17 protein-coding genes are annotated in these 20977 nt (G+C 65.0%); 13 read left to right on the top strand and 4 right to left on the bottom strand.

The features are described from left to right. Positions 1-60 precede the first annotated feature (60 nt). A complete protein-coding gene (locus RX329_RS24655) occupies positions 61-3132 on the top strand; it encodes a ribonuclease E/G (protein ID WP_085385283.1) in 3072 nt (1023 codons plus the stop codon). A gap of 67 nt (positions 3133-3199) precedes the next feature. On the opposite strand, the gene RX329_RS24660 is transcribed toward RX329_RS24655, so the two are convergent. Beyond that, positions 3200-3883, bottom strand: a complete 684-nt coding sequence (locus RX329_RS24660) for a helix-turn-helix domain-containing protein (RefSeq protein ID WP_085353517.1) — start codon at positions 3881-3883, stop codon at positions 3200-3202. A gap of 207 nt (positions 3884-4090) precedes the next feature. On the opposite strand from RX329_RS24660, the gene RX329_RS24665 reads away from it, so the two are divergent. From RX329_RS24665 to RX329_RS24675, 3 genes are all read left to right on the top strand, one after another. Then, positions 4091-5587 carry an amidase gene (locus RX329_RS24665; protein WP_317244425.1) on the top strand — a complete coding sequence of 499 codons (1497 nt, stop codon included), beginning with the start codon at positions 4091-4093 and terminating at the stop codon, positions 5585-5587. 67 nt (positions 5588-5654) lie between these two features. Further along, positions 5655-6881: an MFS transporter gene (locus RX329_RS24670; RefSeq protein WP_085353518.1), complete on the top strand. Its 1227-nt coding sequence runs from the start codon at positions 5655-5657 to the stop codon at positions 6879-6881. A gap of 17 nt (positions 6882-6898) precedes the next feature. Then, on the top strand, positions 6899-8131 hold the full coding sequence (locus RX329_RS24675; protein ID WP_085353519.1) for an NAD(P)/FAD-dependent oxidoreductase: 1233 nt from the start codon (positions 6899-6901) through the stop codon (positions 8129-8131). Positions 8132-8223: 92 nt separating this feature from the next. Here RX329_RS24675 and RX329_RS24680 read toward each other — a convergent pair whose 3' ends face one another. The 3 genes from RX329_RS24680 to RX329_RS24690 all read right to left on the bottom strand — a co-directional run bounded on the left by RX329_RS24680 (position 8224) and on the right by RX329_RS24690 (position 11472). Then, positions 8224-9558, bottom strand: a complete 1335-nt coding sequence (locus RX329_RS24680; RefSeq protein ID WP_018454476.1) for a dicarboxylate/amino acid:cation symporter — start codon at positions 9556-9558, stop codon at positions 8224-8226. Between the two features lie 84 nt (positions 9559-9642). Next, positions 9643-10197, bottom strand: a complete 555-nt coding sequence (locus RX329_RS24685) for a biotin transporter BioY (RefSeq protein ID WP_018454477.1) — start codon at positions 10195-10197, stop codon at positions 9643-9645. An 87-nt stretch (positions 10198-10284) separates the two neighbouring features. Continuing rightward, the gene (locus RX329_RS24690) at positions 10285-11472 is read right to left on the bottom strand and encodes a pyridoxal phosphate-dependent aminotransferase (RefSeq protein ID WP_018454478.1); all 1188 of its coding nucleotides are present in this window, start codon (positions 11470-11472) and stop codon (positions 10285-10287) included. A gap of 234 nt (positions 11473-11706) precedes the next feature. Between RX329_RS24690 and RX329_RS24695 the strand changes: the two genes are divergently transcribed. From RX329_RS24695 to RX329_RS24735, 9 genes are all read left to right on the top strand, one after another. After that, entirely contained in the window at positions 11707-13110 is a 1404-nt protein-coding gene (locus RX329_RS24695; RefSeq protein ID WP_085357769.1) for a M48 family metalloprotease, read from the top strand. Between the two features lie 126 nt (positions 13111-13236). Continuing rightward, positions 13237-14004 (top strand): DsbA family protein, encoded by a 768-nt coding sequence (locus RX329_RS24700; protein ID WP_018454480.1) that lies wholly within the window; start codon positions 13237-13239, stop codon positions 14002-14004. A gap of 233 nt (positions 14005-14237) precedes the next feature. Next, the gene (locus tag RX329_RS24705; RefSeq protein ID WP_085353522.1) at positions 14238-15137 is read left to right on the top strand and encodes a DUF1236 domain-containing protein; all 900 of its coding nucleotides are present in this window, start codon (positions 14238-14240) and stop codon (positions 15135-15137) included. A 228-nt stretch (positions 15138-15365) separates the two neighbouring features. Beyond that, the gene (gene aroQ, locus RX329_RS24710) at positions 15366-15833 is read left to right on the top strand and encodes a type II 3-dehydroquinate dehydratase (protein WP_007591609.1); all 468 of its coding nucleotides are present in this window, start codon (positions 15366-15368) and stop codon (positions 15831-15833) included. A gap of 36 nt (positions 15834-15869) precedes the next feature. Further along, entirely contained in the window at positions 15870-16358 is a 489-nt protein-coding gene (gene accB, locus RX329_RS24715; protein ID WP_007591611.1) for an acetyl-CoA carboxylase biotin carboxyl carrier protein, read from the top strand. A gap of 60 nt (positions 16359-16418) precedes the next feature. Next, positions 16419-17777 carry an acetyl-CoA carboxylase biotin carboxylase subunit gene (gene accC / locus RX329_RS24720; protein WP_085353525.1) on the top strand — a complete coding sequence of 453 codons (1359 nt, stop codon included), beginning with the start codon at positions 16419-16421 and terminating at the stop codon, positions 17775-17777. Between the two features lie 106 nt (positions 17778-17883). Then, complete coding sequence (locus RX329_RS24725; protein ID WP_085353526.1) at positions 17884-19401, top strand: sensor histidine kinase; 1518 nt, start codon at positions 17884-17886, stop codon at positions 19399-19401. Continuing rightward, a complete protein-coding gene (locus RX329_RS24730) occupies positions 19398-19838 on the top strand; it encodes a response regulator (RefSeq protein ID WP_018454485.1) in 441 nt (146 codons plus the stop codon). Before RX329_RS24725 ends, RX329_RS24730 begins: the two co-directional genes overlap by 4 nt. Continuing rightward, positions 19835-20938 (top strand): sensor histidine kinase, encoded by a 1104-nt coding sequence (locus tag RX329_RS24735; protein ID WP_018454486.1) that lies wholly within the window; start codon positions 19835-19837, stop codon positions 20936-20938. The genes RX329_RS24730 and RX329_RS24735 overlap by 4 nt, the downstream gene beginning before the upstream one ends. The last annotated feature ends 39 nt before the right edge of the window (positions 20939-20977 follow it).

Here is a 20977-nt window from a genome sequence, read left to right on the forward strand (position 1 = left end):
ACCCGGCAGCGCTGATGGCGCCCACGGTGAATCGCGCCCGCCGCCGCCAAGAGTTAAGACATGCCCAACAAGATGTTGATCGATGCCACCCACCCGGAAGAGACCCGGGTCGTCGTGGTCCGCGGCAATCGCGTCGAAGAGTTTGATTTCGAGACCGCGCAACGCAAGCAACTGCGCGGGAATATCTACCTCGCCAAGGTCACAAGGGTCGAACCCTCGCTCCAGGCGGCTTTCGTCGAATATGGCGGCAACCGCCACGGCTTCCTCGCCTTCAGCGAAATCCATCCCGACTACTACCAGATTCCGGTTGCCGACCGGCAGGCGCTGATCGAAGCCGAGGAGCAGGCCCATCGCGAGGCCGAGGAAGAGAGCGAGAACCGCTCCCAGGGCCGCCGCCGCTCCCGCCACCGCAATTCCCGCCGCCGTAGCCATGGCGAGCGCGTCCGCAGCGAGGTCGTCGAAGGCGATCCCGCGGCCCGGCAGGTCCAGGGCGAGGCCCTGCCTGAGGGCGCTTCGCACGAGGGCGAGCACCTGCACGCCGACGCAGAGCATCACGGCGAGCACGAAGGCCACGATCATCACGGCCACGAAGCACATGACCACGAAGGGCATGACCACGACGACCATCATCATGCCCATGGTGACGATCATCACGCGCACGATCATCACGACCACGATCATCATGGCGAGCACGATCATCACGACCATGATCATGCCGACGAGACACCGGCGCCTGTCGCGGCGATCGGCGCCGAGCCCGCGGTCGCCACCGAGGCCGTTGCCGAGCCGGAGGAGTTTGCCTCCGACGCGCACGCTCACGATCTTGCCGAGGCCGTGACATCGGCTACTGAGCCTGCCGACGCCGTGTACGCCGCAGGTGAGAGTGCGCAGGCTCCGCATCACGACTCCGAAGCGACGGCCGAGGATGACGACGAAGACGAGGACGACGAGGAAGCCGAAGAGGACGTCGTTGAATCCGTCGGCGGCGACGATGTGCTGGAGGAAGTGCCGGAGCGCACCTTCCGTCCCCGCCGCCAGTACAAGATCCAGGAAGTCATCAAGCGTCGCCAGGTGATGCTGGTGCAGGTCGTCAAGGAAGAGCGCGGCAACAAGGGCGCGGCGCTGACGACCTACCTCTCACTCGCCGGCCGTTATGCCGTTTTGATGCCGAACACCGCGCGCGGCGGCGGCATCAGCCGCAAGATCACGAGCGCGCAGGACCGTTCGCGCCTGAAGGAAGTGGTGCAGGATCTCGACGTGCCCGAGGGCATGGGGATCATTCTGCGCACGGCGGGTGCCGCCCGCACCAAGCCCGAGATCAAGCGCGATTTCGAGTACCTGATCCGCATGTGGGAGACGGTGCGCGACATGACGCTGAAGTCGCAGGCCCCGACCCTCGTCTACGAGGAAGGCTCGCTGATCAAGCGCTCGCTGCGCGACCTCTACAACAAGGAGATCGACGAGATCCAGGTGGCGGGCGATGCCGGCTACCGCGAAGCGCGCGACTTCATGAAGATGCTGATGCCCGCCAATGTGAGCGCGGTGAGACAGTATCGCGACGGCCAGCCGCTGTTCTCGCGGATGGGCGTCGAAAGCCAGCTGGATGCGATGTTCTCGCCGACCGTACAGTTGCGCTCCGGCGGCTACATCGTGATCAACCAGACCGAAGCGCTGGTCTCGATCGACGTCAACTCCGGCCGTTCGACGCGCGAGCATCATATCGAAGATACCGCGCTCAAGACCAATCTCGAGGCCTCCGAGGAGGTTGCGCGTCAGCTTCGGTTGCGCGACCTCGCCGGCCTGATCGTCATCGACTTCATCGACATGGACGAGAAGCGCAACAACCGCGCGGTCGAACGCAAGCTGTCCGATTGCCTCCGGCAGGACCGCGCGCGGATCCAGGTCGGACGCATCTCGCATTTCGGCCTGCTCGAGATGTCACGCCAGCGCATCCGCGCTAGCGTGCTGGAATCCTCGACCGATCCCTGCACGCATTGCGGTGGCACCGGCCATGTCCGCTCGGTGTCCTCGGTTGCGCTCCAATTGCTGCGCGGCCTCGAAGAGATCCTGATGAAGGGCGCAACCCACAACCTCGTGGTCCGCACCCGCACCGACGTCGCGCTCTATGTGCTGAACCACAAGCGCGGCCATCTGCGCGACCTTGAGAACGGCTTCAAGGTCACGCTGTCGGTCATCGCCGACCCGAGCGTCAGCGGACCGCAGGCCTATGTCATCGACCGCGGCGAGCAGGTGCATACGCTGGAAGCCGCCAAGGCTCTGCTGGCGGCGCAGGCGGCCGCAAGCCCGCCGCCCCTGGTCGAAGAGGCCTATGACGACGAGGAGTTCGATCCGGAGACCGAATCCGAGGTCGAGACCGAGGAGACTGAAGGTCTCGCCGAGGAGCAGACCGCAGGCGACGCCGTTACCGAGCAGGACGGCCAGCGCCGCAAGCGTCGCCGTCGCCGCCGCGGTCGCGGTGGCCCGCGCGACGAGGAGACGCGCGAGGATGGCGCTCCCGTTATTGCCGAGACGGCCATGGCAGCCGGCGAAGGCGAAGAGGATGCCGAGGCCGAGCCGGACGGCGAGGAAGGCGAGGAACAGGCAGCCCGTGGCGAGCAGCAGGGCAGCGCCGACCGCCGTCGCCGGCGTGGTCGCCGTGGCGGACGCCGCCGTCGCGGTCCTGGCGAGGAAGGTCTCGCCGGCTCCATCAGCGACGAGCTCGCTGCCAATGCACCGTCGGAAGCGACCGACGCAGTCGCCGATTTCGACGGTTTTGGCAGCGAGGCTGCGCCCTCGATCGCGCAGGCCGAGCACACCTCTGAACCCCAGGTCAACCAGCCTGAGCCGCGCGCCGAGGCAAAGATCGAGGCAGCGGCCCAGCCTGAGCCGCCTCCTGCTGCCGCGGACGAAGAGCACGCCGACGACAAGGCCGCACGACGCCGCTCGACGGTTCGGGAAAAGGTGAGCTTCCTGTCGAGCAGCCAGAGTGAACCGACACCGATTGCACAGGCGGCCGAGCCGGTTGCCCCGCCCGCCCCCGCTCCGGAGCCCGCGCCCGCAGCGACAAGCGAAACCTCGGCCGCACCTCGTCGTGCCGGCTGGTGGTCGCGCCGCTTCGGCGGCGGCGAATAAACAAGCCCCAATCAAAAACGCCCGGCTTCGGCCGGGCGTTTTTCGTTCCGCGCTCTCTTTGCCGACGTCAGAGCGACGGTGGATCGCCTTCGAACGGTGCCACGTCGCGCGATGCAATCCGGCGGAGCTGATCGTAGAGGTCAGGCGCCTCGCTGGTGCAAAGGCAGACGCCTTGCGCAGAAGGCGCTTCGCCGGCGTTGAGGTAGGCGTGGCCCATGGTGCTGTCGAGATAAATGCCGTCGCCCTCGCCCAGGATCTCCGGCGCGTAGAACTCGGTGTGGACGGCAACGCGTCCGCTCGTCACCACGAAATATTCCTCGCCGGCGTGGCGCAGCAGCGGACCGAACTCCTCCAGCGAGCGCGCCCGGACTTCGGCCAGGATCGGTACCATGCGTTTGCCGATCAGATCGGTGCATTGATAAGTGTAGGTGTAGAATCCGGTCGTGATCACCTGCCCCTGCCCGGCGCGGCTGATGCTCCGTCGCGCCGTGACCGGCCTGCTCTGCTCGGGACGCGGGGGCACCGGATTGAACAGCTCGGCGATCTCCATTTTCAAGCCGGAGGTGAGCTGGAGCAGCTTGTCGTAGGTCAGCGACATCAAACCGTTCTCGACCTTGGACAGGGTCGACAGCGCCATGCCGGTCCGCTCCGCCACCTGCTTGAGCGTCAGCCCCCGCGCCTGGCGGGCAGCCTTGAGGCATTGGCCCAGCTGGGAGTTCACGCCCTCCGGCGTCGTCATGATCTCGCTCATGCAGCGAGGCTATCACGGCGGCGGAAAAATTGTTGACCGATCCACCTAATCTTTTCGGCTGAAGCCGGCCCAGGTTCCGCATCTGGGCGGCATTTGGGCAGGAAAACTAGCATTTGTGCATAAAGCGCCCGGTTCTGACAAATATTGGTGCGCGGGCTTCACTTTCCGATATGCTAAACCGTTTTCAAATTTTGAAAGGGATTGGCATTGTCCGAACTTTGCGATTCCAGCGCCGTTGAGCTGCGCCGCCGCCTGTCCGCCAGGGACATCTCGCCCGTCGAGCTGCTGGAATCGTGCCTGTCGCGGATCGCCGCCGTCAATCCTGCCGTCAACGCCCTCGTGACACTGGACGTATCGGGCGCTCGCGCCGCAGCCAAGGAAGCCGAGGTCGCCATCCTGCGCGGCGAGGATCATGCCGCCCTCCAAGGGCTCCCCGTTCTCATCAAGGACACCCAGGACACCGCTCGGCTGCGCACCACCTATGGCAGCCCATTGCTGAGGGACAACGTCCCGCTCGCCGACCAAGCCTCGGTCGCGCGACTGCGCGCGGCTGGCGCCATCATCTTCGGCAAGACCAACACACCGGAATGGGCGGCCGGCGGCAACACCCGCAACCCGGTGTTCGGGGCGACCGGCAACCCGTTCGATCCGATGCGCTCGGCGGCTGGCTCCTCCGGCGGCTCGGCGGTGGCGCTCGCCTGCGGCATGGCTCCGCTCGCCTCGGGGTCGGACACCGGCGGCTCATTGCGCAATCCGGCGGGCTTCGCCGGCATTGTCGGCATGCGTCCGTCCTACGGCCTTGTCGCCAGCGAGAAGCGCGTGTTCGGCTGGTCCAATTTGTCGACGGACGGGCCGATGGCGCGCAATGTCGCCGACACCGCGCTGATGCTGTCGGTGATGGCGAGCGACGATGCCCGGGATCCGCTCGCCTATACGTTGCCCGGCGAGTCCGTGCGCGCGCGTGCCGAACGCTGGGCCGCGCCGCGCCCCGCAGAACTCGGCAGGCTGCGCCTCGCCTTCACCGAAGACTTCGGCTTCGCCCCGACCGAGCAGGCGATCCGGCGCGTGTTCCGTCAGCGCGTGAGCAAGCTTGCCCCCCTCTTCGCCGAGTCCCGCGAGGCGACGCCGGATTGCTCCGGCGCCGACGACGCCTTCGCCGTGCTGCGTGCAGGCATGTTCCTGGCGACACATGGCAAGAACTACAAGGAGCGGCCCGAGATGCTCGGGCCCAATGTCCGCGCCAATGTCGAGGAAGGCCTCGGCTACACGCTCGAAGACCATGCGCGCGCCGCAACGACGCAAACGCGGATCTATCGCGCCTGGCAAAGCTTCTTCGAAAGCTGCGACGTGCTGATCAGCCCGACCATCACGCTCAGTCCGCGGCCGTGGTCGGAGCCGCATCCCGCGGAGATCGACGGGGTACCAACGAAATCTTACTTCCATTGGCTGGCGCTCGCTTATGCCGTCACGCTTCCCGGCCATCCCGCCATCAGCATTCCTCTCGGCCTCGATGAAGCCGGGCTGCCTTTCGGCCTGCAGATCGTCGGTCGGCGTGGCGGCGACGCCGCCGTGCTCGCGGTGGCCGCAAGCCTCGAAGCAGCGTTCGCAAGCGATGCGCAATTGTGCCGGCCTGCGCCCGATCTGGCCCGGCTTGCCGTGGCGCCGCCGTTGTCGGCTGCACCCGGCTTCCTGACTTGGGAATGAAGAACTTGGGAATGACCTGAACTCGGGAACGACCGAAACCAGCCCTGGCAGCGCAATGGAGACGAGGATGACGGAATTGCCGAGGAAGACCAGCGTCATCGCATTCGTCCTGCTCTACGTCGCCTACTGCATCTCTTATGTCGACCGCGCCGCGATCTCGCTGGCACTGGCCCAGATCGGCAAGGACTTCAACCTCCAGGCCGCAGATCTCGGCATCGTCATCAGCGCGTTCTTCCTCGGTTACGCCGCGATGCAGGTGCCGGGGGGATGGCTCTCCGACCGTTTTGGATCGAAATATGTGGTGATCATAACCATCGTGATGTGGTCGCTGTTCACGGCGTTCACCAGTCTTGCCTGGTCACTCACCTCGCTGATCGCGATCCGCTTCATGTTCGGCATCGCCGAGGGCGGCTTCCCGCCGGCGAGCATCCGCGCCGTCGCGGAGGTGTTCAAGAAGGACAGCCGGCCGAAGATGTCGGCGCTGCTGCTGTCGTCCAACTATGCCGGCAGCATGATCGCGCCGCTCATCATGGCGCCGTTGATCCTCTGGCTCGGCTGGCGCCATGCCTTCAACGCGATCGGCATCGCGGGCATTGTCTTCGCAGTCGCCTATTTCGTCTTCGTCCCGTATCTGGGCCGCCCGGGCGCGAACGATCCGACCCCGTCGGGGACGAAGGCCGAGAACCGTGCACCGATGCGCGAGCTCATGAAGAATCCGCTGCTGTGGCAGCTGATGGTGGTGTGGTTCGGCCTCAGCTGCGTCAACAAGGGCCTGGATTCCTGGATGCCGCTCTATCTGCTCCAGCAGCGCGGCCTCGACCTCAAGACTGTCGGCATCGTGGCGCCGATCCCGTTCGTGATGGCGACGATCGCGACCGCGATCGGCGGCTGGGTGATGACGACGTTCTTCGCCGAGCGCGAAAAATATCTGCTGATCGGCGCCTCCGCATTGACCGGCATCTTCCTCTACGCCATGTACAAGGCGGAGACGATCGCGATGCTGATCACCTACCAGTCGGTGGTCTATTTCTTCAAATCCTTCGTGCTGGCCTCGGTGGTTGCGCTTCCGACCAAGCTGCTCCGCGACGACCAGATCGGATCCGGCATCGGCATGGTCAATCTCGGCGGCCAGAGCGCGGGTTTCGTCGCACCCGTGGCCATCGGTTTCATCGTGACCGGAACCGGATCGTTCGATGCCGCCTTCGGCTTCCTCGTGGCGATGACGGCGTTGTCCGCCGTGGTCGCCGCGACCATCAACACGGCCGAGCCGAAGCTCACGCCGCAGACAGCCTGACAGGAGAATTTCTTCCGATGCAAAGCGCGATCGTCCTCGGCGGCGGCATGATCGGCGTCAGCGCGGCGCTGCACCTGCAGCAGCGTGGCTGGTCCGTCACGCTGATCGACCGCAGAGAGCCGGGCCGAGAGACCAGCTACGGCAATGCCGGCATGATCCAGGCGGAAGCGGTGCGCCCCTACCCGATGCCGCGCGACCTCGCCACGCTCCTGAAGATCGCGACCGGCCGCACCAACGACGTGCGTTACAGCCTGTCTTCGCTTCATCTCCATATCGAGCCCCTGCTTCGCTATTGGTGGCATTCGGCGCCGAAGCGGCATCGTGAGGCGATCGACGCCTGGGCGCGGCTGATCGCCTACGCGACGGCGGAGCACGACATCCTCATTCGCGAAGCCCACGCCGACAATCTGATCCGCCGCGCGGGATACCGGCACCTGCATCGCGACGCAGCTTCGTTCGATCTCGCCGTCAAGGCGGCGGAAGAAGACCAGCGCGAATTCGGCGTGAGGTTTCGTGCGCTCTCGGGCGCCGAGCTCGCCAAGGCCGAACCTGTCCTGCGCGACGACCTGCCCGGCGCGATCCATTGGCTCGACACCTGGACCGTGTCCGATCCCGGCGCGCTGGTCACGGCCTATGCCGATCTGTTCGAGCGCCTCGGCGGCACCATCGTGCTCGGTGATGCCCAAAGCCTGCAGCAGACCGCCACCGGCTGGTCGGTCAAGACAGACCATGGGCGCGTCGACGCCGCCCACGCCGTCGTGACGCTCGGGCCGTGGTCGCCCGATCTCCTGCTCAAATTCGGCTATCGCATCCCGCTGGTGCGCAAGCGCGGCTACCACATGCATTACAGCGGCGGCGCCTCGCTCGATCTGCCGCTGGTCGACAAGGCCGGTGGCTACGCCATGGGTCCGATGGCGAAGGGTATCCGCATCACCACCGGCGCGGAGCTGACCGGCCTGGACGCGCTGGCAACGCCCGTGCAGCTCGCCAGCGCGGAAGCTTCCGCGCGCGAGCTGATCGACCTCGGCAAGCGGGTCGAGCCCGACCCATGGTTCGGCACCCGCCCCTGCACGCCCGACATGCTGCCGGTGCTCGGCCCTGCCTCACGCCATGCCGGCCTCTGGATGAACTTCGGCCACGGCCACCAGGGCTTTACGCTTGGACCCGCGACCGGCCGCCTGCTCGCGGAGATGATGAGCGGCGAAACGCCCGCGATCGATCCCACGCCGTACCGGCCGGAGCGGTTCTAAGCCCTCGCAGCGAAAGAAAAAGGGCTGATCGAGGATCTCGACCAGCCCTATTATTTCAACATCTGACGGCGCTCGGCACCGCCACATGCAGATCAATCCGTCGTGACCGCCGTTTCCATGTCGGTCGGATCGATCTGCCGGGCGAGGTTGGCGTTGAGCTTGTCGCGATCGAGTTCGCCCTCCCACCAGGCGACGATCACGCAGGCAACGCCGTTGCCGCACAGATTGGTCAGCGCGCGACACTCGCTCATGAACTTGTCGATGCCGAGCACGATCGCCATGCCCGGCACGAGGCGCGGATCGACCACGGCGAGCGTCGCCGCCAGCGTGATGAAGCCCGCGCCCGTGATGCCGGAGGCGCCCTTCGAGGTCAGCATCGCCACCACCAGGATGGTGAGCTGCTGGCCGAAGGTGAGATCGAAGCCCAGCGCCTGCGCGATGAACAGCGTCGCCAGCGTCATGTAGATGTTGGTGCCGTCAAGATTGAACGAATAGCCCGTGGGCACCACGAGGCCGACCACCGACTTGGAGCAGCCGAGGCGCTCGAGCTTTTCCATCAAGGACGGCAACGCGCTTTCCGAGGACGAGGTGCCGAGCACAATCAGCAGCTCGTCCTTGATGTAGGCGAGGAACTTGAAGATGGAGAAGCCGGCGAAGCGCGCGATGATTCCGAGAACGACGAATACGAACAGCGCCGCGGTCAGGTAGAACGTCGCGATCAGGCCGACCAGGTTGAGGATCGCCCCGGTGCCGAACTTGCCGATGGTGTAGGCCATCGCGCCGAAGGCACCGATCGGGGCTGCGCGCATCACGATGGAGATGACGCCGAACACCGCATGCGCGGCGTCGTCGATGAACGAGCGGATGGTGTGGCCGCGTTCACCGAGCCCCATGATGGCGAAGCCGAACAGCACCGAAAACAGCAGCACCTGCAGGATCTCGCCTTGCGCGAAGGCGCCGACGACGGTGTCCGGAATTATGTGCAGCACGAAGTCGACCGACTTCTGGCCTTCGGCCTGCTTGGCGTAGTTGGCGACGGCCTGCGCATTGGCGGCGGCACCGCCGAAGCCCGCACCCGGCTTCACCAGATTGCCGATGACTAGGCCGATCACCAGTGCGAAGGTCGAGACGATCTCGAAATAGACCAGCGCCTTGACGCCGATGCGGCCGACCTTCTTGGCGTCCTGGATATGGGCGATGCCCGAGACAACGGTGCAGAAGATGATCGGCGCGATCACCATCTTGATCAGCTTGATGAAGCCGTCGCCGAGTGCCTTGATCCACTCATTGGTGGCGACCGACGGCCAGAGCCAGCCGACGATGGCGCCGAGCACGATCGCGATCAGCACCTGGATATAAAGTACCTTGTACCACGGCTTGGCGGCGGGCGGCGCGACCGGCGCCCCCACCATCGTTGTCGTCGTCATTGTTTCACTCCCCCTCAAAACGCCAAGCCAGCCAAGATCAACTTGGCCGGCCCTGTCAATCGGAACTGCTCGATATTGCGCGCTTTACCCGCGATCGACCACCCGGCGTATCGCCGGCATCAACGTCGCGCCCAGCGCGTTCTTGACCAGCGACGCCGCAACGAACGGCATCAGGCCGACCTGCCACGCCTTTGCGGCGCCCAGGCCGAGACCGAAGGCCAGCCAGCCAAAGCCCGCGGCCAGAATGAGGATGTGGCCGGCCGCCATGGCCGCAAACAGCAGCGTTACGCTGCGATCCCAGCCGCGCTCGGCGAGCCAGCCGGTGACGAAGGCGGCGCCAATGAAGCCGAACAGATAGCCCGCGGTCGGGCCCACCAGCGGTGCAATTCCACCAACGGGGCCGGCGAACACCGGCAGGCCCATTGCACCCTCGGCGAGGTAGGCGATCATGGTTGCGCTGCCAAGCCGCCAGCCGTAGGCGGCGCCGATCATCAACACGACCAGCGTCTGCAATGTCATGGGCACGTAAGGCAGCGGCAGGTTCACCTTGGCTGACAGCGCCATTAAGGCGGTGCCGAGCGCAATCAGCACGACAGCGCGCAAGGCGCCGACGGTTTCACCCGGCCGGATCGGCCACATCAATGCGGCGAGAGGAGAATGCGTGGCGGTAGAGGGGAGGGAACGGTCAGACAAGTTGCACTCCAGAAGGCGGGCGAAAACTGGCGGCTATTTAAGCCAGTGAGCGATCCGGTCAACTGCTTCCCGCATCTCCGCAGCCGAACGCGCATAAGAGAGCCGTATGAATGAACGACCATGGATGGGATCGAAGTCGAGGCCCGGCGTGACCGCGACATGGGCCTGTTCGAGCATCTGCTTGGCGAACTCGAAACTGTCGGAGGTGAAATCCGAGACGTCCGCATAGAGATAGAACGCGCCGTCGGCCGGCAGAAATCTGGTCAGGCCGGCCTTGGGCAATCCCTCGATCAGGATGCGCCGGTTTTCCTGATAGCCGTGCTTGATCTCCTCCATCTCGGCCGCGCCGTCGAAGGCCGCTTCGGCCGCGATCTGCGACAGCGACGGCACCGAGATCGACAGGTTCTGCTGCAGCCGCTCGATCGGCCGCACCAGAATCTCGGGCACGACCATCCAGCCGACGCGCCAGCCCGTCATGCAGAAATACTTCGAGAACGAGTTGATCACGAGCGCGTGGTCCGACAGCGCCGCAGCCGTCACGGCGGGAAACGCGTAGTCGAGCCCGTGATAGATCTCGTCCGAGATGAAACGGATGCCGGCGTCTTCCGCCGCAGCGATCAGGCCGGCGAGCGCCTCGCGGGACATCATCGTCCCGGTCGGATTGGCGGGACTGCCGACCAGCACGCCCTTCAGCGGCGCCTTGCGATGGGCGGCCAGCAGCGCCTCGCCCGTCAGCGCATGGCGGGTCTCGTTCGTGGTCTCGATCAGCACCGGCTCGCAGCCGAGCGCGGTAAGGATATGACGGTACGGCGGATAACCCGGCACCGTCACGGCAACGCGGTCGCCCGGCTCAAACATCGCCAGGAAAGCCAGAATGAACCCGCCGGAGGAGCCGGTGGTCACTACGACCCGCTCGGGGCTGACGTCACAGCCATAGGCATCGCGATAATGCCGCGCGATGCGCTCGCGCAAGGAGGGGATGCCGAGCGCTGAGGTATAGTCGATCCGCCCGGCCTCGAGCGCCACATGGGCGGCTGCAATCGCGGTCTTAGGCGCGCCGGCGGCGGGCTGGCCAACCTCCATGTGGATGACATGGCCCCCGGCCGCCTCGATTCGGGCCGCCGCGGCCATCACGTCCATCACCATGAACGGGGGAACATCGCTGCGGCGGGAGGCCGCGAGCCACTGCCCCAACCGGTTCCTCAAGGTCGCATCGTGCATCGATTTCTGCTATTCGCTGGCGGGGCCGATCCGTCCGACCCGGGAAAAACGGGGTGCTTGCGCCCCAGACTGGCCGCATTGTACGGCTCATAAGGGGAACGGCTCAAAAGGGCATATCGCGTATCCGGTCCGCCGCCAATCGCCAAAACCAATCACGAAACTGCTCGACCAAGACTGCTCGACCAAGAATGCTTGACCAGCCTGCTGATAAGACCGTTTGACCCAGACCGCTTGATGTTGTTCCAGATCACATTGCGCAAGAAGGCCACCGCCCTCATCTCCCTCCTCGCGGCGGCTGCGATCGCGCTGACGCCGTTCTCGGCCGCGCATGCGCAGGCCAAGGGGCCGCCGGTCCTGCGCGACACCGAAACCGAGCAGCTGCTGCGCGAATACACCCGCCCGATCCTGCGCGTCGCCGGCCTGGAGAAGCAGAACATCCAGATGGTGATCGTCAACGAGGGCTCGTTCAACGCGTTCGTCGCCGATGGCCGCCGCATCTTCGTCAATTACGGCGCGATCCTCCAGTCGGAAACGCCAAACCAGATCATCGGCGTGCTCGCGCACGAGACCGGGCATCTGGCCGGCGGCCATTTGTCCAAGCTGCGCGAGCAGCTCGCCAACGCCCAGACGCAGATGATCATCGCCATGCTGCTCGGCGCCGGCGCGATGGCCGTGGGCAGCACCCGCGGCAGCGGCAGCGCCGGTAACAATGGCCTTGCCAATGCAGGAGCCGCCGCCCTCGCCGGCCCGCAGGAGATGATCCGCCGGACGCTGCTGTCCTATCAGCGCCAGCAGGAGGAGAACGCCGACCGCGCCGGCGTGAAATTCCTGACAGCGACCCAGCAGTCGCCCAGGGGCATGTACGAAACCTTCAAGCGCTTCACCAGCGAGAGCCTGTTCGCGGCGCGCGGCGCCGATCCCTATCTCCAGTCGCACCCGATGCCCGCCGAGCGCGTCGCTTCACTGCAGGAGTTCGCCAGCGCCAGCCCTTATTGGGACAAAAAGGACGATCCCGCGCTCCAGCTGCGCCACGACATGGTGCGCGCCAAGATCTCCGCCTTCATGGAGCGGCCGGAAACGGTGTACCGCCGCTATCCCCTGACCAACGACAGCATGCCGGCGCGCTATGCCCGCGCCATCAGCACCTATCTGCACGGGGATTTGCGCAGCGCGCTCACCCAGATCGACGCGCTGATCCAGGTCCAGCCCAACAACGCGTATTTTTACGAGGTGCGCGGCCAGGCGCTGCTGGAGGGCGGCAAGCCGGCGGAGGCGATCCCGGCCCTGCGCAAGGCTGTCGCACTTTCGAACAACGCGCCCCTCATCGAGATGTTACTTGGGCAGGCTCTGGTTGGGTCCGATAATAAGGCCTACACCGATGACGCCGTTCGGATTCTCCGGGCCGCGGTCGCACGGGAACCGGAGGCCGTGCTCGGCTACATGCAGCTCGCGATGGCGTATGGCCGGAAAGGCGACTATGCCGAGGCGGATCTGGCGTCGGCGCAGGCCGCCTATCTGCGCGGCGACAACAAGACCGCCCGCGAGCTTGCGACGCGCGCGAAAACCCGTTTCGCCGTCGGCACGCCCGGATGGGTCAAGGCCGACGACATCGTGGCGTCGAAACCGCCGCGCAACTGACAAGACCAAGACGATCTTACAAGACGACGCCTTACGCCACGACGCCTTACGAAACGACGTCACGACACCGAGCTTAAGTCCGCCGGGACGTTTTCCGAAACCTGCTTTGGATAAGAGGATTTGCCTATGCCTTCGCTGCGCCTGCTTGCTCCCGCGCTGTTTGCGCTCGCCATGTTCGGCGCAGCCGCGCCCGCGTCGGCCGACAGCTTCTCCGATGCCCAGCGCACGGACATCGAGGCGATCATCAAGAACTATCTCGTCACCCATCCCGAGGTGCTCGAGGAAGCGATGACCGAGCTCACCAAGCGCCAGGCCGCGGCGGAGACGCAGAAACACGAGGCCAGCGTCGCTCAGAATTCCGATGCGATCTTCAACTCTCCGCGCCAGGTCGTGCTCGGCAACAAGGACGGCGACGTCACCTTCGTCGAGTTCTTCGACTACAATTGCGGCTACTGCAAGCGCGCGATGGACGACATGCTCACCCTCATGAAGGCCGATCCGAAGCTGAAGGTGGTGCTGAAGGAGTTTCCGGTACTGAGCCAGGGCTCGGTCGAAGCGGCCCAGGTCGCCGTCGCGGTGCGCATGCAGGATCCCTCCGGCAAGAAGTACCTCGACTTCCACCAGAAGCTGCTCGGCGGTCGTGGCGCGGCCGACAAGGCGCGCGCACTTCAGGCGGCCAAGGAAGCTGGCCTCGACACCGCTCGAATCGAGAAGGACATCGGCAGCGCCGAGGTGCGCAGCACCATTGAGGAGAACTTCAAGCTCGCCGAAGCAATGGGCATGAACGGCACGCCGAGCTACGTGATCGGCAAGCAGATCGTTGTCGGCGCCGTCGGTGTCGATAGCCTGAAGGAAAAGATCGCTGTGGCCCGCTGCGGCAAGGCGACCTGTTAAAAAGGCGACCTGCTAACAAGGCGACTTGCTGATCAGCGATCTGCTCTACAACTTCACGCATGCAAAAGGCCGGCTGAAAAGCCGGCCTTTTCATTGCGCCGAAATTTGGCGCGCGCATTCATCTGGCATTCAACAAACAAAAGCCTCGGAACCACCGAAGTTCCGGAACAACTCAAATCTCCTTTCGTTGTCGGCGCGGGCAATGACGCAAATGAACCCGTGAGGAGAATTCCATGTCTAACCGCTTTATGATCTCGGTTGCCACACTCGCGCTCGTCGCGGGCACCGGTCTGGCGAACGCACAGGGCACCATGAACCGCGACAGCGGTGGCGGCGCCGGTGGTGCGCAGACGCAGCATTCGCAGCCCTCCGGCGGCGCCGCCGAACGCGGCGGCTCGATGGGTAAGGAATCCGCCCATGAGAAGGGCACCGTCGGCCAGGCCGGCGGCTCCAGCAGCATGAAGTCCGGCACGTCCGCCGAGGACAAATCCTCCGGCGCAACAAAGGACGAGCACTCCGGCCGCGAGATGAACAAGAACGCGGCTGAGGACAAGTCCGGCGCCACCAAGGGCCAGCACACCGACGAACGCGCGCAGGGTCAGCAGGACAAGTCCAAGAGCATGAGTCAGGACACGAGCAAGTCCGGCGCCAAGGACCAGAAGGACATGAAGGCTGAGGGCGCCAAGAGCGGCACCAGCAGCACCAACAATGCCGAGAACCAGAAGGGTACCGAGACGCGCACCAACCAGAACGCTCAGGGCCAGACCGGCACCAGCACCAACCAGAACGCGCAGGGTCAGACCGGCACCAGCTCCAACCAGAACGCGCAGGGTCAGAGCAGCACCAACACGACGGTCGGTCAGGCCGGCGCGGGCGCCAAGCTCTCGACCGAGCAACGCACGCAGATCACCTCGGTGATCCGCGAGGAGCACGTGCGTCCGGTGACCAACGTGAACTTCTCGATCTCGGTCGGCACCCGCATTCCGCGCGAGGGTATTGAGCTGCACACCCTGCCGTCCCGCGTCGTGACGATCTATCCGGAATGGCGGACCTATCGCTACGTCCTGGTCAAGGATGAGATCGTGATCGTGAATCCGGACACCTATGAGATCGTGGCTGTCCTGAACACGTAAGACGATACCCGGCAACCATCGGGGGCGGGCAGCAACGCCCGCCCCTTTGCCGTTCGGCCGGCAGCCATGCTTCGGACTGGTTAACAAGCAATTTCCGTAGCTTCCACACAGATTTTTGCACCCCGGATGAGGTATCTGAAGCCACCTCGGAGGTCCTTCAAGGCTTCCCCTCACGCGCTTTGTTACCTATAACCCCCGCCACGCTGAAGCAGCTCTTGCGGGATTGGAATGGCCGAACCAGCAACCGACACGATCCTTGTCCTGAACGGGCCGAACCTCAACATGTTGGGGACGCGCGAGCCCGAGAAGTACGGGCATGCGTCGCTGGCCGACGTCGAGGCGCTGTGCCGGGAGACGGCGGCGACGTTCGGCCTCAAGGCCGACTGCCGGCAGTCCAACCGCGAAGGCGAGCTGATCGACTTCATCCACGAGGCACACGCCCGCAAGATGAAGGGCATCATCATCAATGCCGGCGGCTATTCGCACACGTCGATCGCGCTGCACGACGCGCTGCTCGCGGTGCAGATCCCGACGGTCGAAGTGCACGTCACCAACATTCACGCCCGCGAGAATTTCCGACATCACTCCTACACCGCGCGCGCGGCCTTCGCCTCCCTCTGCGGTTTCGGCATCGAGGGCTACCGCCTCGCCATCCAGGGCCTTGCCGCCAAGCTCGGCATCAAGCCCAAAGCCTGACGCTCCCCTTCACACAGAACATTCGGATCAAACAACATGGCGCGCCAGCCAGACGACAAAGCAGCCGCAAAGTTTTCCAGCGAGGATTCTGCCCTCGTCCGCGAGCTCGCCTTGCTGCTCGATGAGACCAGCCTCACCGAAATCGAGATCGAGCGTGCCGGCCTGCGCCTGCGCGTCGCCCGCAATATCAGCGTCGCCGCGACCATGCCGATGCAGATGGCAGCTGCCCCCGCCGCGCTCCCGGCGGCCGCAGCTGCCGCCGCGCCTGCCGCTGCCGACCTGTCGAAGCATCCCGGCGCCGTGACCTCGCCGATGGTCGGCACCGCCTATTGGGCGCCGGAGCCCGGCGCCAAGCCGTTCATCGAGGTCGGCAGCAAGGTCTCGGTCGGCCAGACGCTGCTGATCATCGAAGCCATGAAGACCATGAACCAGATCCCCTCGCCGCGCGCCGGCACGGTGACGCAGATCGTGATCGAGGACGGCCAGCCGGTCGAGTACGGCGAGCCGCTCGTGATCATTGAGTGACGTTCGAGGGCGGTCTCATCGCCCTCGCCGCTTTCCGCGCGTCAGTCCAATAAGGACACCATGTTCGACAAGATCCTCATAGCCAATCGCGGCGAGATCGCCCTTCGCATCCTCAGGGCCTGCAAGGAGCTCGGGATCGCGACCGTCGCCGTGCATTCAACCGCCGACGCCGACGCCATGCATGTGCGCCTGTCGGACGAGAGCGTGTGCATCGGGCCGCCGGCCTCCAAGGACAGCTATCTCAACGTGCCCGCGCTGCTCGCGGCCTGCGAGATCACCGGGGCCGATGCCGTGCATCCCGGCTACGGCTTCCTGTCGGAGAACGCGCGCTTCGCCGAAATCCTCGCTGAGCATAATCTGCATTTCATCGGCCCGAAGGCCGAGCACATCCGCCTGATGGGCGACAAAATCGAGGCCAAGAGGACCGCCAAGAAGCTCGGCATTCCCGTGGTGCCCGGCTCCGACGGAGGGGTCGGCCACAACGACGACGCGATGGCGATCGCCAGGAAGATCGGCTTCCCCGTGCTGGTCAAAGCCGCGGCGGGCGGCGGCGGCCGCGGCATGAAGGTGGCCGAGAGCGAGGCCGATCTTCAGGTCGCGCTGTCGACGGCCGCCAACGAGGCCAAATCCGCCTTCGGCGATGCTTCCGTCTACCTCGAGAAATATCTGCAGAAGCCGCGTCACATCGAGATCCAGATCCTCGGCGACGGCCGCGGCGGCGCGATTCATCTTGGCGAACGCGACTGCTCGCTGCAGCGACGCCACCAGAAGGTCTGGGAGGAAGGCCCCTCGCCCGTGCTGACCGCGGCTGCGCGCGCCAAGATCGGCGAGACCTGCGCCAAGGCGATGCGCGAGATGAAATATCTCGGCGTCGGCACGATCGAGTTCCTGTTCGAGGACGGCGAGTTCTACTTCATCGAGATGAACACCCGCATCCAGGTCGAGCATCCCGTCACCGAGAGCATCACCGACATCGACCTCGTGCTGGAGCAGATCCGCATCGCCGCCGGCGGCGACCTGCCGGCGAGGCAGGACGAGGTCCAGGTCATCGGCCACGCGATCGAGTGCCGCATCAACGCCGAGAATCCGCAGACCTTTCGTCCTTCGCCCGGCCGCATCACGCAATATCACCCGCCCGGGGGGCTCGGCGTGCGGATCGATTCCGCAGTCTATCAGGGCTATACGATCCCGCCTTATTACGACTCGCTGGTCGGCAAGCTGATCGTGCACGGCAAGACCCGCGGCGAGTGCCTGATGCGGCTGCGCCGGGCGCTGGACGAGATGGTGGTCGAGGGCATCGAGACGACCCTGCCGCTGTTCCGCGCTCTGGTGCGCGAAGACGACATCATCAACGGCGACTATCACATCCACTGGCTGGAACAATATCTCGCCAACAAGGCGGAACCCGCCCCGAAGTAGCCGTCCTTTCCCGTGGAACCCTTTGGCCCTAATCGCGTTTGGCACGATGGGGACAGTTCCGAGGGGGCGTTTTGAAGTCCGGCAAGCCTGATCGAGCGAGACCGTCGTGATCGCTGACGCGCAGCGGCGGCGTAGATTCTGGCAGATCCTGCTGTTCGCGGCCGGTCTCCTGGTGCTGACCGTGATCAGCGCCGGCTCCGTCTACCTCGTCAACAAGGCGAGAGACGACAGCAAATGGGTGATTCACACCATCGAGGCGGAGAACCAGATCAACGCCCTCCTGCTGGAAATCCGCCGCGCCGAGAGCACCGCCCGGGGTTACCTTCTGACACAAGGCGAGGATTTCAAGGTCGACCATGACAAGGCCGTGGCGGCCATCGTCCCGGCTCTCGACAGGCTCACGCGCCTGATCGGCGACAATCCGGAGCAACGCCAAAGCATCGAGAAGCTGAGCGCGGCGATCGAGACTAGGCTCGGCCAGTTCGTGCAGGAGATGGACTTCATCCGGCGCGGCGAGCCGGAGAAGGCCGCAGCGCTGGTCCGCGAGATCGCCTCCACGGACACCACGGCCGCGATCGCCAATGTCGCGACCGGGATGATTCAGGAGGAGGAACGGCTATTCCGGCTGCGAACGGTCAATTCGGACCGCAGCCAGACCCTGGCCGCGTCGATGACCGGCATCGGCTCCGGCCTCGTCGTGCTGCTGGCCCTGATCTCGATCTGGCTGGTGCGGCGCTCGGCCCTTGCCCGCGACGATGCCGAGGCGCGCCTGCGCGATGCCAATGTCAATCTGGAGGGCGTGGTCGACGAACGCACGGCCGATCTGCGCGAAGCCAACAACGAGATCCAGCGCTTTGCCTATATCGTCAGCCACGATCTGCGCTCGCCACTCGTTAACATCATGGGCTTCACCAGTGAGCTCGAAGAGCTCGGCGGCGACATTTTCCGCCGTATCGGCAGCCTCACCCATGTCCCGGCCGACGGGCCGCCGTTGCCGGACGGCGAGATCGCACTCGAAGGTCCGGACAAGCAGCTGTCAGACGATTTTTCCGAAGCGCTGGGCTTCATCAAGTCGTCGATCGCCAAGATGGACCGCCTGATCTCGGCGATCCTCAATCTCACCCGCGAGGGCCGGCGCGAGTTCCAGCCGGAAAAGATCGACACGCGCGAGCTGATCGAAGCCATCGTGTCGACGCTGGCGCATCAGGCCGCCGAAGCGCAGGCCGAGATCCACATCGCCCCGCTGCCGGATCTCGTCAGCGACCGCCTGGCGCTGGAGCAGATCTTCTCCAATCTGATCGACAACGCCATCAAATATCTCAAGCCCGGCGTCCCCGGCGAGATCAGAATCCGCGGGCGCACCAAGCTCGGCTACGCTATCTTCGAGATCAGCGATAACGGCCGCGGCATCGACGCCAAGGACCACCAGCGGATCTTCGACCTGTTTCGCCGCGCCGGAACCCAGGACAAGCCCGGTCAGGGCATCGGTCTTGCGCATGTGCGTGCACTTGTGCGTCGCCTCGGCGGCACCATGTCGGTATCATCGGAACTGAATACGGGCAGCACGTTCACCATCACGCTGCCCATCACCTGGAACGCCAGCAACCGGAACGCGGATCAATGACTCAACCCGTCACCATCATCATGATCGAGGACGACGAGGGCCACGCGCGGCTGATCGAGCGGAACATCCGGAGGTCCGGCGTCAACAACGAGATCATCTCCTTTGCCAACGGCACTGAGGCGATGAAGCACCTGTTCGGGCCCGACGGCAGCGGGCTCGTGCAAAAAGGCAATGCGCTCCTGATCCTGCTCGATCTCAACCTCCCCGACATGACCGGGATCGACATTTTAAAGCAGATCAAGGAGAACAAATACCTGAAGGCCTCGCCCGTGGTGGTGCTGACCACCACCGACGATTCCCAGGAAATCAAACGCTGCTACGAGCTCGGCTGCAACGTCTACATCACCAAGCCCGTGAACTACGAGAATTTCGCCAATGCCATCCGGCAGCTCGGCTTGTTCTTCTCGGTCATCCAGGTCCCGCCCGCCGCCCCATGAATCAACGTACGCCCACACTGCTCTACATCGACGATGACGGGGCGCTGGCGCGCTTGGTCGATCGCGGCCTGACACGGCGCGGCTACAAGGTCGTTCACGCCGCAAGCGGCGAGGAAGGCCTCGAGCACATCCGCCGCGCGGCCACGACCGGCGGTATCGACGTGGTGGCGCTCGACCAATACATGCCCGGCCTCGACGGACTGGAAACGCTGGAGCAGATCATGGCGATCCCGGGCGCGCCGCCGGTGGTCTTCGTCACGGCCTCGCAGGATTCCAGCATCGCGGTGACGGCGCTGAAGGCGGGCGCGGCCGATTATCTCGTCAAGGACGTCAAGGGCGACTTCATTCCCCTGCTTCACGTCGCGGCCGATGGCGCGCTGCGCCAAGCCGAATTGCAGAAGGCGCGCGAGGAAGCCGAAGCCGAGATCCATGCCTCGCGCGACCGCTACGCTGCTCTTGCAGCCGAACGCGAGCTGCTATTGCGCGAGGTCAACCACCGCGTCGGCAACTCGCTGCAGATCATCGCCTCCCTCCTGCACCTGCAGGCCAGCTCCGCCGCGCAGGACGAGGTCAAGGCTGCGTTGACCAATGCGATGGGCCGCGTGGCCGCAGTCGCGCAAGTGCACCGCCGCCTCTACACCTCGCAAGACCTGAAGAGCGTGGTCCTGAACCAGTATCTGGACTCGCTGCTCGAGGATCTGCGCCGCTCGGCCGAGGGCAACCGGATGTCGCGCCTGACGCTGAAGGCCGAACCGATCGAGATCGATCCGGACCGTGCAGTCGCCGTCGGCATCATCGTCAACGAGCTGGTGATGAACGCGGTAAAATACGCCTACCCTGACGGCGCCGGCCCGATCCATGTGGAGCTGACCTCGCAGGGCGACGATCTCCTGCTGTCGATCAGCGACGATGGCGTCGGCGACAACGTCAAGGCCGATCCGCGCTCCACCGGCATGGGCCAGCGTATCGTCGCAGCTATGGCCAGCAAGCTCGACGCTTCGGTCGAGCGCGACCCCAACCATTCAGGAACCCGCGTCATGTTGATGTTCCGCCGTGTCCCGGCTGCCGCCGGCAAGCCGGCTGCTGCCGCAGCGAACTGATCCGCACCGCCCATCGCACCCGCCTTGCGATCCTGCTAT

This window comes from Bradyrhizobium sp. BWC-3-1, from assembly GCF_032917965.1.
Classification (GTDB): domain Bacteria; phylum Pseudomonadota; class Alphaproteobacteria; order Rhizobiales; family Xanthobacteraceae; genus Bradyrhizobium; species Bradyrhizobium canariense_D.